Consider the following 12,770-nt stretch of genomic DNA (forward strand, 5'->3'; position numbering starts at 1 on the left):
TTGGGTTACACGCGGTGACGACCATCGCGCCTGCGGAGGGGGGCCGCCATGGCCGAAGCACGTCCGGACGGGGAACCGCCCGATCTCACCGGCCCGGAACAGCGCATGTGGAGCGCGTACCGCACGGGCAGCGTATGCGACCTCAGCGCCCGCACCGCCGACCGGGACGATCCGCACGCCGACACGGCCTGGGGCCCCGAGCGGAGCGTCCGCGCCCAGATCGTGGCGCTGCTGCTGCTCCACGGGCCGGGGCCGGTACCGGGCCGGGTGGCCTCGCTCAAGCTGCGCGGCGTACGCATCACCGGCCGCCTCGACCTCTCCGGCGGCACGATCGCCCCGTACGTGGAACTCCAGTCCTGCCGCTTCGACGGGGAGATCCAGCTCTCCGAGGCCCGCTTCGGCACGCTGCGCCTGGTCAACTGCGCGATACCCCGGGTGGACGCGGCCCGCCTGCACACCGAGGGCGACCTGCACCTGCGGCGCTGCCGCGTCGCGCGCGGCATCCGGCTGACCGACGCGCAGATCGGCACCGACCTGCTGATCAGCGAGGCCGTGGTGCAGCGGGACAACAAGGGGCGGGCCATGGCGGCCGACGGGATGTCGGTCGCGCAGGACTTCCAGGGCGAGCTGCTGCGCACGTACGGGGAGGTCAGCCTGCGCGGGGCCAAGGTCGGCGTGTCGATGAACCTGCGCGGTGCCCGGCTGTCCAACCCGTACGGGCGGCGCGCACTGAACGCCCCGCAGCTCACCGTGGAGCGCACCCTCTACCTGACCTCGATCGCGCTGGACGCCACGACGGGCGATTTCGACCCCACCTCCACTCCCCCGTACGGGATCGGCCAGACCCCCGCACGGGGGCAGCGCGCGCAGCGGTTCGAATGCCAGGGCGGCCTGCGCCTGGACGACGGCCGGTTCGGCGACGCCGTCGACTTCTACGGCGCCCGCTTCGTCCTGACCGCGGACCAGGAGGTGTCGCTGCGCCGGATCCACACCCCGGAGCTGCGCTTCGTGGGCGAGCGGCCGGAGCTGGGGCGGGTGGTGGTGTCGGGGTCGAAGGTGGTCAAGCTCGTCGACATGGCCACCAGCTGGCCGGGCCCGGGCCGGGTCTCCCTGGAGGGGTTCGACTACGAGAACCTCGCGCCCCGGGGACACTTCCCGCTCACCCGCCGGCTGGAGTGGGTCGAGGCGGCCACCCCGGAGTACTCACCCGAACCGTACGAGCGCCTCGCCGCCGTGCTGCGCGCCTCGGGGGAGGACGCGGACGCCCGCGAGGTGCTGCTGGCCAAGCAGCGGCGCAGGCGCGCCACCCTGCCGCCGGCCCTGCAGGCCTGGGGGTACCTCCAGGACTGGCTGGTGGTCTACGGGTACCGGCCGGGCCGGGCCGCCCTGTGGATGGTCGTCCTGTGGGCGGCGGGGGCCCTGCTCTTCTCCTGGCACGGCAAACCCCCGGCGATCAAGGCGGACGAGCACCCCGAATGGAGCGCTCCCCTCTTCGCCCTGGACCTGCTGCTCCCCGTGATCGACCTCGGCCAACAGGACCAGTGGAATCTCAAGGACGGCTGGCAGTGGCTCGCGGCGGCGCTGGTGATACTGGGGTGGATCCTGGCCACGACGGTGGCGGCGGGCGCGTCCCGCCTGCTGAGGCGGGGGTGACGGCCCCGCCCTCGTGGCCATTACCCTGTGCCTCGTGACCACCGTTCGCCTGCCCCTCTTCCCCTTGAACTCGGTGCTGTTCCCGGGACTCGTCCTCCCGCTGAACATCTTCGAGGAGCGTTATCGCGCCATGATGCGCGAACTGCTGAAGGCGGGCGAGGACGAGCCGCGCCGTTTCGCGGTCGTCGCGATCCGCGACGGCCGGGAGGTCGCCCCCACCGCCCCCGGCCTGCCGGACCAGACCGCCCTGCCCGAGCGCGGCCCGGCCGCCGGCTTCGGCGCGGATCCCATCCAGGCGTTCCACCGGGTGGGCTGCATCGCGGACGCGGCCTCGATCCGGGAGCGGGAGGACGGCAGCTTCGAGGTCATGGCCACGGGCACCGTCCGGGTCCGCCTCCTCTCGGTCGACGCGACCGGCCCGTACCTGACGGCCGAGCTCGAAGAGCTCCCGGAGGACGCGGGCGAGGGAGCCGGAGCCCTGGCCGAAGGGGTCCTGCGCGCTTTCCGCAGCTACCAGAAGCGGCTGGCGGGAGCCCGCGAGCGGTCCCTGACCAGTACGGAGCTCCCCGACGAGCCGTCGGTGGTCTCGTACCTGGTCGCGGCGGCGGCGGTACTGGACATCCCGGCGAAGCAGCGTCTGCTGCAGGCCCCGGACATCGCCACCCGCCTCGCGGAGGAGCTGAAACTCCTGCGCGCGGAGACGGCCGTCATCCGCCACCTCCCCTCACTGCCCGCGGTGGACCTGACGCGCGCGCCGACGAGCCCGAACTGATGGCGACCTGATGGCGAAGAAGAAGCCGGCGCCGGCCGGCACCCCGGCGATCGTCGCGCTGACGGCCGCGGGCGCCGATTTCAAGATCCACGCGTACGAGCACGACCCCTCCCACCCGTCCTACGGCGAAGAGGCCGCGCAGGCCCTCGGCGTCTCCCCGTCCCAGGTCTTCAAAACCCTGCTGGCGGACGTGGACGGCTCCCTGGTGGTGGCGGTGGTGCCGGTCTCGGGCAGCCTCGACCTCAAGGCGCTGGCCGCCGCGGTCGGCGGCAAACGCGCGGCGATGGCCGACCCGGCCCTGGCGGAACGCACCACGGGCTACGTCCTGGGCGGCATCTCCCCCCTGGGCCAGCGCCGAAGCCTCCGTACGGTCCTGGACACGTCGGCCTCGGGCTTCCCGACCATCTGCGTCTCGGCGGGCCGCCGGGGCCTGGAGGTCGAGCTGCCCCCCGCCACCCTGACCACCCTGACGGCGGCCACCCTGGCCCCGATCGCCCGCGCGTAGTCGGCCGCGCCGCCGTTGCCGGGGACCAGCCCCCGGACCCCCGCGCCTCAAACGCCGGCGGGGCTGGATATACCGCTAGGCGGCAAATCCAGCCCCGCCGGGAATCTTTCAGCCCGTCCGGCGTTTGAGGACCGGGTCCGGGCAGAGCCCGGGGAACGGTGGAAGGGCGGGTAGGGGACCAGCCCCGCAGGGCCGCACCACCCGGCTACGGACGCGGAGGCTCCGTGGCGGACGGGGCCGGGCCGCGGTCCGGGACAGCATCGATCGGGGCAGCGTCGGCGGGGACGGCGTCGGCCGGGACGGCATCGGCAGGGCCCTGGTAATAGGACGGCCAGGACAAGGGTCCGGCCACCACCTCCCGCGGCCCCCAGAGCGCCATCAGCGCCAGGTGGACGATCACCGCGGCCATCGGCCACGCAAGCAGCGCCCCGTGTGCCATGAGCTCCAGCGGTGCGTCGAAGGGGACTCCCTTGCCCGCCTTCCGGGCGACGCCCACCAGGTCCGAGGACGGGCCCAGCCACAGGCCGAGCCGCCAGCCGACCACCGCGGCGAAGGCCGAGCCGATCACGAGCCCGACGACCTGCGGTACTCCCCCGCGCCGGCGCCACAGGAAGACCGCCAGGGCGCTGAGCACGCCGAACCCGAGCGCCAGCAGGAAGAACGTCGCGTCGGCCCCGATCCGCGCCTCGCTCTCGGTGTCCCGGAGGAACACCGCCTCGCCGTTCGAGACGTACTGCACGCGCGGCGCCAGCCACACCCACAGCAGCCCGAGCAGCACACCGGCCACGCCCACCGCGAGGGCGATGGCGGCCCCGTCGCGGACGTCGGCCGGGGAAACCACCCGCTCGGCCGGGGGCGAAGTCGAGAGCACGGGCTCCGGCGAGGGCGAGGGCGCGGGCGAAGCCGACGGAAGCGGCGGCTCGTCGGGCTGTTCATGAGAGGTCACGGCTTCGGTCACCCCCACATCGTGCCAGGTAAGGCCGGAGCCGGCGTCAGCGGACCGCCGCCCGCCGGTACGCCCAGGTGGCGATCGCCAGGGACAGCACGCCCACCGCCGCGCAGACTCCGAGGTCGAGGACGACCGCCGCCCAGTCGGGGTGCGGCTCGAAGGTACGGGCGAAGGCCTCGACCCCGTACGTGGACGGCAGCAGGTCCCGCGCCCACACGATGACGTCCGGCATCCGCTCGGGCGGCAGCACCCCCAGCAGCAGCGCCGCGGACATTCCGAGCTGCCCGGCCAGGGTGGCCAGCTCCTGCCGGGGCGCGAGCAGTCCCAGCGCCGCGCCGAGCCCGGCGAGCGCGGCCCCGGCCAGCGGCACCACGGCCGCCAGGATCCACAGTCCGCTCATCGGCAGCCCGAAGAGCACGCACCCGAAGACGGCCGTCACCAGCGTGCCCGGCAGGGTGAAGGAGGCGTACGCGGCGGCCGCGCCCAGCACCACCGAGGCGGGCGGCACCGGCAGGGTGGCGTAGTGGTCCAGCCCGCCGCTCGCCCTGAGCTGTCCGAAGTACTGCGCGAGGAGGTTCAGCGCGACGAAGGCCACGACCAGCACGGAGGAGCCGGCGACCACGGCCCGCGCCTCGGAGCCCCCGTCGACCACGCCCCGCATCAGGATCATGATCCCGACGGACTGGAAGGTGGCCACGAAGAGCAGCGGGATGCGCGAGACCCGCGCCCGGGACAGCTGCGCCCGGTAGACGGCGGCGAGCGCCGGGAAGAACCGTGCGCGCGGGGCCAGTACGCCCTCGGTGCCCGGTCCGTCGGTGGCGGCCGCGGCGGTGGCCGTGGCGGCGACAGTGGCGCTCACGCCTTCACCAGTCCCTTCGAGGTGCGCCCGCCCAGGGCGAGGTACACGTCCTCCAGGCTCGGCGTGGCCAGCGTGAAGTCGTCGAGGGCGGCGAAGGCCGGGCCGCCGGTGACGGCGGCCACCGCCGCCCGCGCCTCGTCCTGCCCGAGCCGCAGCACCCAGCGCCGCCCGGATTCGGTGGCCGCCCCGGCGAGCGCGGCGACCTCGGGGATGTCCAGGGGCGGCGCGGTGCGCCAGACGAGTTCCAGGCGGACCTCGTCGGAGACCTGGGCCTTGAGTCCGGCCGGGGTGTCGCAGGCGATGACCCGGCCCTGGTCGATGACGGCGACCCGGTCGAGGACCGTTTCCGCCTCGATGACGTTGTGGGTGACCAGCAGCACGGTGGCTCCGCTCTGCGCGCGGCGCCGGTCGACGGCGGCCCAGACGGCCCGCCGGGCCACGGGGTCCATGCCGGTGGTGGGTTCGTCGAGGACCAGTACGGGCCGCTCCCCCACCAGTGCGGCGGCGAAGCAGGCCAGGCGCCGCTGTCCGCCGGAGAGCTTCTTCAGGGGCCGTCCGGCGATCTCGGTCAGCCCGAGCTCCTCCAGGACGGCGTCCCGCTCGGACCGTGCCTCGCGCAGCCCGAGCCCGCGCAGCCGGCCGGTGGTCTCGGCGGCCAGGGACACGGTGAGCTCGTCGAGGGCGGTGGATTCCTGCCCGAGGTAGGCGAGCAGCCGGGAGGCCCGCTCGGGGTGGCGTACGAGGTCGTGGCCGAGCAGGGTCACCGAACCGGCGTCGGGCCGCATCAGCCCGGTGAGCTGGCGGACCAGGGTGGACTTGCCTGCGCCGTTGGGGCCGAGCAGGCCGAAGATCTCGCCGCGCCGGACGTCCAGGGAGATCCCGTCGGTGGCGCGGGTCTCGGGCAGGGCCGGGGCTCCGCGCCGCCCCCGTACCGCGGGGTACGTCTTGACCAGGTCACGCACCGCGCAGACCACGTCGGAGGCCACTCCCGCGGCCGTTGCCGTGCCCGTTTCAGCCTGTGCTGTGCCCGTTCTCACGAGGGAGCAGCCTACGGGGTTCGCGCCCCTACTCGGCTGCCGGGGCCACCGCGACGGCGGCCGTGGCCGCGGAGGGGGCCGCGGGGGCCTGTGGGACCACGACGGGGGGCGCACCGGCGGCGGCCACGTGTTCGGCGGCCGCCCGTACGTCGATCTCGCGCCAGAACCCGGCCCGGATGGCGTAGCGGTCGTGCTCGTCGATCTGGTCGTCCTTGTGGGCGAGGAGCCCGAAGCGGGCGGCGTAGCGCAGCAGCTCCCCGTCGATCCGGTGCGGGATCCGCGGGTACATGGTGGCGAGCTTCTGCAGGTGGACGGTTTCCGGGAGCCGCTCCATCCAGCGCCGGGCGAAGACCTGGCCGACCTCGAAGGGGTCGCCGCCGACGGTGGTGATGTCCTCCTCGCGGTCCGCCCAGCGCTGCTCGGCGGAGGTGAGCTGGGCGAGGGTGGGCAGCGAGGCGGTTTCGGCGGGCTCGCCGAGGGGCCCGGCCCGGTCGATCCAGCCCTTGTCGGAGGACCAGCGCAGGGCGCTGCCGGCCGGGGGCGCGCCGCCCGCAGCGGCGGGCGTGGGGGCGGGGGCCGGGGAGCCGGGGGCGCGCAGGGCGCCCGCGAGGTCCTTGGGGGTCGGGACGGTCCGGCCGTTCGCGGTGGCGGGCGAGGCCGGGCCGGGTACGCCGCCCTCCTCGGGCTCCGCGGCGGTCTCGGGCCGGCTGCCGTTGCCGCGCGCGGCTTCGGCGAGGGCCGCCTCGGGCAGGGGCGCGGAGAGGATGGCGGCGATCTCGGGGCGCGGCGCGGGAGCCGGTGCGCACAGGCCGGTGAGGTCGCGGGCGCGGACGGCCCGGGTGATCCACGTACGGTCCAGGACGCGGCGTTCGTCGGCTTCGGCGACGAGGTCCTCGGACTGGTTGTAGTCTCCGTCGGCGGCCTGCACGGCCCACAGGTGGACGGCGACCCCGTGTTCCTTGGCGGACATCAGGCCGGGCAGCAGGTCCCCGTCGCCGGTGACGAGTACGACGTCCGAGCAGGCGCGGTTGCGGGCGAGCTCGGTGAGCTCGGCGTGCATGGCGGCGTCGACGCCCTTCTGAGCCCACCGGCCGTCGCTGCGGGTCAGGGCGCCCAGGCGGACGGTGACGCGGGGCATGACGCGCAGCCGGCGGTGCTCGGGCTGGGGCACCCGGTCGGGTGCACCGTCGAACCAGTAGATCCGTAGCAGCGGCTGCTCGGTGTCGGCTTCGGCCCGCTCGCGCAGCCCCTGGATGAGCGCCGCATGGTCGACGGTGATGCGGGAGCGGGAGGGTTCTCCCGCGAGAAGGCTCGCGGCGGCGCCCAGCAGATAGCCGGCGTCCACCAGGACGACGCAGCGGTCCACGCGTACCACCCTCTTCCCTGGGGGTCCTCTGAGTTTCCCCGAGTCTGCCCGACAGCAAGGGCGTTGACGGCCGGAACTCGATCATCGGCGTGGCGTATCTCTCAGACGTGCACGGCGGGAGCCCCGACTACGCGCGGTAATGATCCAAAATGCGCCGTTTACGGCGCTGTGTGAGTGTGAAGGCGGTCCTGGCCCCTAGACCCTCACGGAGGTTCCCCCATGGCCAAGAACAAGAACCAGAAGCAGCCGCAGAAGCAGCAGGCCCGCTCGTCGCAGGATCCGGCGAAGACGGAGTCCTCGTCCGAGTCGATGTCCTCGTCGCCGTCGCCTTCGCCGTCGCCGCTGGACATGGCGCACAAGAGCAAGCAGAAGCGCTTCGGCCACAACTGACGCCTCCGTGCGGACATGAGAAGGGCCCGCCCCGGTCGACCGGGGCGGGCCCTTCCGTGCTTCGTGGGACCGCTGCGGCTATCCGGCCAGGCAGGACGGTCCGAGGAGCACCTTGAGGTCGCCGAAGAGCGCGGGGTCGGGCTTGACCCGGTGCTTGTCGAGGCGGAGCACGGTGGTGGTGCGGGGCCCCTGGAGCTTGATCCGCACCTCGCTGTTGCCGTGGTGGTGGCGCAGGATCTCACCCAGCCGGGTCACCATCGGCGGGGTGACCTTGACGGTCGGGATGGTGAGGACGACGGGGGCGTTGGTCCCGGCGTTGGACAGGTCGGGGACCATCATCTCCATGGCGACCAGCCGGGGGACGTCCTCGCGCTTGTCCAGGCGGCCCTTGACGAAGACCACGGTGTCCTCGACCAGCTGGGTGGAGACGAGCTGGTAGGTCGCGGGGAAGAACATGCACTCGATGGAGCCGGCCAGGTCCTCGACGGTGGCGATGGCCCAGGCGTTGCCCTGCTTGGTCATCTTGCGCTGGAGGCCCGAGATGATGCCGCCGATGGTGACGACCGCGCCGTCGCCGTGCTCCCCGCCGGTGAGCTGGGAGATTCCGGCGTCGGTCTTGTCGGAGAGGACGTGCTCGAGGCCGAAGAGCGGGTGGTCGGAGACGTAGAGGCCGAGCATCTCGCGCTCCTGGGCGAGCAGGTAGGCCTTCTCCCACTCGACGTCGGAGAACTCCACGTCGAGCCCGAAGCCGGGCTCGTCGCTCGCGGTCTCGTCACCCATTGCGCCGAAGAGGTCGAACTGCCCCTCGGCCTCCTTGCGCTTGACCGCGACCACGTTGTCGATCATCGGTTCGTGGTGGGCGACCAGGCCCTTGCGGGTGTGGCCCATCTCGTCGAAGGCGCCGGCCTTGATCAGCGATTCGACGGTGCGCTTGTTGCAGACGACGGCTTCGACCTTGTCCAGGAAGTCGGGGAAGGTGGAGTACTTCCCCTTGGCCTTCCTGGTCTTGATGATCGACTCGACGACGTTCTGGCCGACGTTGCGCACGGCGGTGAGGCCGAAGAGGATCACGTCGTCGCCCTGGGCGGCGAAGTTGGGCTCCGACTCGTTCACGTTCGGCGGGAGCACCTTGATGCCCATCCGGCGGCACTCGTTCAGGTAGATCGCGGACTTGTCCTTGTCGTCCTTGACCGAGGTGAGCAGACCCGCCATGTACTCGGCCGGGAAGTTGGCCTTGAGGTAGGCGGTCCAGTAGGAGACCAGGCCGTACGCGGCCGAGTGCGCCTTGTTGAAGGCGTAGCCGGCGAAGGGGACCAGGACGTCCCACAGGGCCTTGATCGCCTGGTCGCTGAAGCCCTTCTCCTTGGCTCCCGCCTCGAAGATCACGAAGTTCTTCGCCAGTTCCTCGGGCTTCTTCTTGCCCATCACGCGGCGCAGGATGTCGGCCTCGCCGAGCGAGTACCCGGCGATGATCTGGGCGGCCTTCTGCACCTGCTCCTGGTACACGATGAGGCCGTAGGTGACGCCGAGGATCTCCCTGAGGGGCTCCTCCAGCTCCGGGTGGATCGGAGTGATCTCCTGCTGGAGGTTCTTGCGCAGGGCGTAGTTGGTGTGCGAGTTCATGCCCATCGGGCCCGGCCGGTACAGGGCCGAGACGGCGGAGATGTCTTCGAAGTTGTCGGGCTTCATCAGGCGCAGCAGGGAGCGCATGGGTCCGCCGTCGAACTGGAACACGCCGAGGGTGTCGCCGCGGCCGAGCAGTTCGAAGGTCTTGGCGTCGTCGAGCGGCAGGCCGAGGAGATCGAGGTCGATCCCCTTGTTGGCCTTCACCATCTTGACGGCGTCGTCCATGATCGTGAGGTTGCGCAGGCCGAGGAAGTCCATCTTGATCAGGCCGAGGGACTCGCACTGCGGGTAGTCCCACTGCGTGATGGTCACGCCGTCCGTGTGCCGCACCCAGACCGGGGCGTGGTCGACGATCGGCTCGCTGGACATGATCACGCCGGCGGCGTGCACGCCCATCTGGCGGACCAGGCCCTCCACACCGCGGGCGGTGTCGATGACCTTCTTCACGTCCGGCTCGTTCTCGTACATCGCCCGGATCTCGCCGGCCTCGCCGTAGCGCGGGTGCGAGGGGTCGGTGATGCCGTTGAGGTCGATGCCCTTGCCCAGGACGTCGGCGGGCATGGCCTTGGTGAGCCGGTCGCCCATGGCGTACGGGTAGCCGAGGACCCGGGCCGAGTCCTTGATGGCGTTCTTCGCCTTGATCTTTCCGTACGTACCGATCATGGCGACCTTGTCGTCGCCGTACTTGTCGGTCACGTACCGGATCACTTCGACGCGCCTGCGCTCGTCGAAGTCGATGTCGACATCGGGCATGGAGACGCGCTCGGGGTTCAGGAACCGCTCGAAGATCAGACCGTGGGTGATCGGGTCGAGGTCGGTGATGCCCATGGCGTACGCGACGATCGAGCCGGCCGCGGAGCCACGGCCGGGGCCCACCGCGATGCCCTGGTTCTTGGCCCACATGATGAAGTCGGCGACGACGAGGAAGTAGCCCGGGAACCCCATCTGGATGATGACGTCCAGCTCGTAGTCGGCCTGCTTCTGCCGGTCCTCGGGGACCCCTCCCGGGTAGCGGCGGTTCATGCCGCGCCGCACTTCCTCCTTGAACCAGGTGATCTCGGTGTAGCCCTCTTCCGGGATCTCGAACTTCGGCATGAGGTTCTTGGCCTCGAACATGCCGGTGGTGTCGATCTGCTCGGCCACCAGGAGGGTGTTGCGGCAGCCCTCCTGCCAGGCGTCCGAGGAGTCGACGGCGTACATCTCCTCCGTGGACTTCAGGTAGTAGCCGGTGCCGTCGAAGCGGAAGCGGTCCGGGTCCGAGAGGTTCTTGCCGGTCTGGATGCACAGCAGGGCGTCGTGCGCGGTCGACTCGTGCGCGTAGGTGTAGTGCGAGTCGTTGGTGACCAGCGGCGGGATGCCGAGCTTCTTGCCGACCTCCAGGAGCCCGTCGCGGACCCGGCGCTCGATCTCGATGCCGTGGTCCATCAGCTCCAGGAAGTACCGGTCCTTGCCGAAGATGTCCTGGTACTCGGAGGCGGCCTTCAGGGCCTCGTCGAACTGGCCGAGGCGCAGCCTGGTCTGGAGCTCGCCGGAGGGGCAGCCGGTGGAGGCGATCAACCCCTCCGACCACTGGGAGATCGTCTCCTTGTCCATGCGCGGCCACTTGGTCAGCCAGCCCTCGGCGTACGCGTCGGAGGACAGCCGGAAGAGGTTGTGCAGGCCGGTGGAGTTCGCCGCCCAGATCGTCTTGTGGGTGTAACCACCGGAACCGGACACGTCGTCGCGCTTCTGGTGGGGCTGGCCCCACTGGATGCGCCGCTTGTTGCGCCGGGACTCCGGGGCGACGTACGCCTCGATGCCGATGATCGGAGTGACTCCGGCCTTCTTCGCGGTGTGGAAGAAGTCATAGGCCCCGTGCAGGTTGCCGTGGTCGGACATGGCGATGTGCGTCATGCCCATCTCATTGCACGCGTTGAACATGTCCTTCAGCCGCGCGGCACCGTCCAGCAGGGAGTACTGAGTGTGGACGTGCAGGTGCGTGAACGGCGTCTTGGTCACGGTGGGGGCCTCCGGTGGGGAGAGAGGGGCGGCAGCTATGAATCCTACGTCTCCCGAGTGACAGATCACCGGCACCGGCGGGTACGGTCATGCGTTGCACGACCAATGGCAGTGTCCGAAAAGCATTCGTTCCCGCACCACCAGGAGGCACCCGCCATGGCGGTTCCCGAGACCAACGACGAGCAGCGCGCCGAGCAGATACTCGACGTGTTCGACATCGCGTTCGGTGAGCTGCTCGCCGCAGACCCCGCCGCCTTCCAGGTCAAGTTCCGGAAGATGGCGGCCTCCGCCTTCGCCTTCTACCGCGGCACGGCCTGCCTGTTCTACTCCGACCTGGAGCGCGAGCGGCACGGCGGCCCCTACCTGGACGAGCGCACCGGCCGGGTGTGGATCCACGGCGATCTGCACGCCGAGAACTTCGGCACCTACATGGACGCCAACGGCCGGCTGGTCTTCAACGTCAACGACTTCGACGAGGCCTACGTCGGCCCCTTCACCTGGGACCTCAAGCGGTTCGCGGCCTCCGTCGCCCTGATCGGCTACACCAAGGCGCTCAGCGACGAGCAGATCAGCGGGCTCGTGCGGACCTACGCGGCGGCCTACCGGGAGCGGATCCACCAGCTGGCGACCGGCGCCAAGCACGAGGAGGTCCCCTCCTTCACCCTGGACACGGCCGACGGCCCGCTGCTGGAGGCCCTGCGCGACGCCCGCCGCCGCACCCGCTTCGCCCTCCTGGACTCGATGACCGAGATCCGGGACCACGAGCGCCGCTTCTCCCCCGGCGCCGGGACCATCGAGCTGGACGCGGCCACCCGCTACAAGGTGCTCGCCGCCTTCGACGGGTACCTGGAGAGCCTGCCGGACGAGTCCCTGGTGCGCCCGGACTCCTACCGGGTCAAGGACGTGGTGGGCCGCCGGGGCGTCGGCATCGGCTCGGCGGGCCTGCCCTCGTACAACATCCTGCTGGAGGGGCACAGCGACGCCCTGGAGAACGACGTCGTGATCTACCTCAAGCAGGCGCAGACCCCGGCGGTGTCCCGGCACATCACCGACCGGGCGGTGCGCGAGTACTTCCGGCACGAGGGGCACCGCACGGTGATCTCCCAGCGGGCCCTGCAGGCGCACGCCGACCCGTGGCTGGGCTGGACCGAGCTGGACGGCTCGGGGCAGCTGGTGGCGGAGGTCTCCCCCTACGCGGTGGACCTGGACTGGTCCGACCTGGACGATCCGGAGGAGATCGCGGCCGTGGTCGCGGACCTGGGCCGGGCGACGGCGACCATGCACGGCGCGGCCGACGAGCAGGAGAGCGGCCAGACGCTGGTCCCCTTCTCCACGGAGCGGGCCATCGACGCGGCCATCGCCGCCGACGAGGAGGGTTTCGCGGAGCTGCTCGTGGACTTCGCCCACGCCTACGGGACCCGGGCGCGCGCCGACCACCAGATCTTCGTGGACCTCTTCCGCAACGGGCACGTCCTGAGCCGGCGGCAGCAGCCGTAGGGCGGACAGTCCGCCACACGGTCGATCCGCTACACGGCCAATCCGCCGCAAAAGGGATGGTTCGGCCTTCCTTCGGGACCTGTGGCCCTCCCCCACAGGGACTCATGGCACACTCGCG

10 protein-coding genes are annotated in these 12,770 nt (G+C 71.5%); 5 read left to right on the forward strand and 5 right to left on the reverse strand.

Features of this window, described 5'->3' with window-relative positions; genetic code table 11:
• Positions 1-48 precede the first annotated feature (48 nt).
• From OHU74_RS09290 to ybaK, 3 genes are read left to right on the forward strand one after another with little or no spacing between them, the layout of a single operon-like run.
• Positions 49-1,653, forward strand: coding sequence for an oxidoreductase (locus OHU74_RS09290; RefSeq protein WP_371615448.1), 1,605 nt, complete (start codon positions 49-51; stop codon positions 1,651-1,653).
• A 34-nt stretch (positions 1,654-1,687) separates the two neighbouring features.
• Positions 1,688-2,425, forward strand: a complete 738-nt coding sequence (locus OHU74_RS09295) for an LON peptidase substrate-binding domain-containing protein (RefSeq protein WP_371615449.1) — start codon at positions 1,688-1,690, stop codon at positions 2,423-2,425.
• Positions 2,426-2,435: 10 nt separating this feature from the next.
• On the forward strand, positions 2,436-2,930 hold the full coding sequence (ybaK, locus tag OHU74_RS09300; protein WP_371615450.1) for a Cys-tRNA(Pro) deacylase: 495 nt from the start codon (positions 2,436-2,438) through the stop codon (positions 2,928-2,930).
• A 205-nt stretch (positions 2,931-3,135) separates the two neighbouring features.
• On the opposite strand, the gene OHU74_RS09305 is transcribed toward ybaK, so the two are convergent.
• The 4 genes from OHU74_RS09305 to OHU74_RS09320 are packed head-to-tail and all read right to left on the reverse strand — an operon-like array spanning position 3,136 to position 7,150.
• Positions 3,136-3,888, reverse strand: a complete 753-nt coding sequence (locus OHU74_RS09305; RefSeq protein WP_371615451.1) for a hypothetical protein — start codon at positions 3,886-3,888, stop codon at positions 3,136-3,138.
• 34 nt (positions 3,889-3,922) lie between these two features.
• Positions 3,923-4,738, reverse strand: coding sequence for an ABC transporter permease (locus tag OHU74_RS09310; protein WP_371615452.1), 816 nt, complete (start codon positions 4,736-4,738; stop codon positions 3,923-3,925).
• A complete protein-coding gene (locus tag OHU74_RS09315) occupies positions 4,735-5,775 on the reverse strand; it encodes an ABC transporter ATP-binding protein (protein WP_371615454.1) in 1,041 nt (346 codons plus the stop codon). Before OHU74_RS09315 ends, OHU74_RS09310 begins: the two co-directional genes overlap by 4 nt.
• A 28-nt stretch (positions 5,776-5,803) precedes the next feature.
• On the reverse strand, positions 5,804-7,150 hold the full coding sequence (locus OHU74_RS09320) for an NYN domain-containing protein (protein WP_371615455.1): 1,347 nt from the start codon (positions 7,148-7,150) through the stop codon (positions 5,804-5,806).
• Positions 7,151-7,360: 210 nt separating this feature from the next.
• Between OHU74_RS09320 and OHU74_RS09325 the strand changes: the two genes are divergently transcribed.
• Positions 7,361-7,531: a hypothetical protein gene (locus tag OHU74_RS09325; protein WP_330295949.1), complete on the forward strand. Its 171-nt coding sequence runs from the start codon at positions 7,361-7,363 to the stop codon at positions 7,529-7,531.
• A 78-nt stretch (positions 7,532-7,609) separates the two neighbouring features.
• On the opposite strand, the gene dnaE is transcribed toward OHU74_RS09325, so the two are convergent.
• Positions 7,610-11,155 (reverse strand): DNA polymerase III subunit alpha, encoded by a 3,546-nt coding sequence (gene dnaE / locus OHU74_RS09330; RefSeq protein WP_371615456.1) that lies wholly within the window; start codon positions 11,153-11,155, stop codon positions 7,610-7,612.
• A 156-nt stretch (positions 11,156-11,311) separates the two neighbouring features.
• On the opposite strand from dnaE, the gene OHU74_RS09335 reads away from it, so the two are divergent.
• Positions 11,312-12,652, forward strand: a complete 1,341-nt coding sequence (locus OHU74_RS09335; RefSeq protein WP_371615457.1) for a DUF2252 domain-containing protein — start codon at positions 11,312-11,314, stop codon at positions 12,650-12,652.
• Positions 12,653-12,770 lie beyond the last annotated feature (118 nt).

This window comes from Streptomyces sp. NBC_00454, from assembly GCF_041434015.1.
GTDB lineage: Bacteria > Actinomycetota > Actinomycetes > Streptomycetales > Streptomycetaceae > Streptomyces.